Origin of the sequence: Sphingomonas sp. SAFR-052 (assembly GCF_051965015.1) — a bacterium.
GTDB lineage: Bacteria > Pseudomonadota > Alphaproteobacteria > Sphingomonadales > Sphingomonadaceae > Sphingomonas.
Genome location: NZ_JBQCMO010000036.1, coordinates 1 through 1,269, shown reverse-complemented (window position 1 = coordinate 1,269; position 1,269 = coordinate 1). Strand labels below are relative to the sequence as shown.

The 1,269-nt window shown below is 65.0% G+C and carries 1 protein-coding gene; it reads right to left on the bottom strand.

The genetic code is table 11. From position 1 onward, the window contains the following. Positions 1 to 34: 34 nt before the first annotated feature. Positions 35 to 1,206 (bottom strand): IS3 family transposase gene (locus tag ACTHQV_RS19225; RefSeq protein ID WP_440492322.1). Its coding sequence is split into 2 segments (ribosomal slippage): positions 35 to 942 and positions 942 to 1,206, totalling 1,173 coding nucleotides; the frame shifts between segments, so codons are not numbered across the junction. Between the last annotated feature and the right edge of the window lie 63 nt (positions 1,207 to 1,269).

Sequence of the window (1,269 nt, the reverse complement as noted above, 5' to 3'; positions counted from 1 at the left end):
TGAACAGCCCCCAGCGGGTGGTCCGGCATGTTAGTTAGTGCATTGTCGTCTCCGCCGCCATTGCCGGGCGTAGGTGGAGCGAAGCGGAACCGGAGGCCGGTAATGGCGGTGTCACCGCTTCGGGGGCCGGCGGGCGGTAGCCCAGGCTGCTGTGCGGCCGGACGGTGTTGTAGTGACGGCGCCATGCCTCGATCAGCACCCTGGCCTCTGCGAGGCTGTAGAAGATCTCGCCATTGAGCAGTTCGTCGCGAAGCGACCCGTTGAAGCTCTCGTTATAGCCGTTCTCCCATGGCGAGCCCGGGGCGATGTAGAGCGTCTTCACGCCGATCTGGCCGAGCCAGGTCTGGACGGCGGTGGCGATGAACTCGCTGCCATTGTCCGACCTGATGTGCGCTGGCGGACCGCGTTCAATGAACAGGTCGGCCAATGCGGCCAGCACGTCTTCGTGGCGCAGCTGACGTGATACGACCAGTGCCAGGCACTCGCGGCTGGCCTCGTCGATGATGGTCAGGATGCGGAACTTGCGCCCATCGTGGGTACGCTCCTCGACGAAATCATAGGCCCAGACATGCCCCGGATACTCTGGTCGAAGCCGGATGCAGGAGCCGTCATTGAGCCAGAGCCGGCCGCGTTTCGGTTGGCGCTGCGGCACCTTCAGCCCCTCGCGCCGCCAGATCCGCTCGACCCGCTTGTGGTTCACCGACCAGCCCGCCGCATGCAGCAGCGCGGTCACCCGACGGTAACCGTAGCGCCCGTACTGCTTTGCCAGCGCGACGACGTCGTCGGTGAGCGCCTGCTCATCATCTGCCCCGCACGGCACTTTGCGCTGCGTTGACCGGTGCTGGCCAAGCACGCGGCATACGCGCCGCTCGGACACGTCCAGCACCCCCCGGACCTGGTCGATGCAGCGCCGGCGCCGTGCGGGGCTCAGAAGTTTCCCTTTGCCGCCTCCTGCAGGATGAGCTTGTCCAGCGTCAGATCCGAAATCGCACGCCGCAGCCGGGCGTTCTCCTTCTCCAGATCCTTCATCCGACGCGCCTGGTCCGTCTTCAGGCCACCATATTCCTTGCGCCAGCGATAATAGGTCTGCTCGCTGACCGCGATCCGCCGGCACGCCTCGGCGGTCGTGCCGCCTTGGCCCAGCACGATCTCAACCTCACGCAGCTTGCCGATGATCTCCTCGGGCTTGTGCTTCTTCGAAGGCATTCGTTGTCCCTTCCTTGGTCCAGACTGTCATAGTCGATGGACCACTCAGAAGGGGGCAGCTCA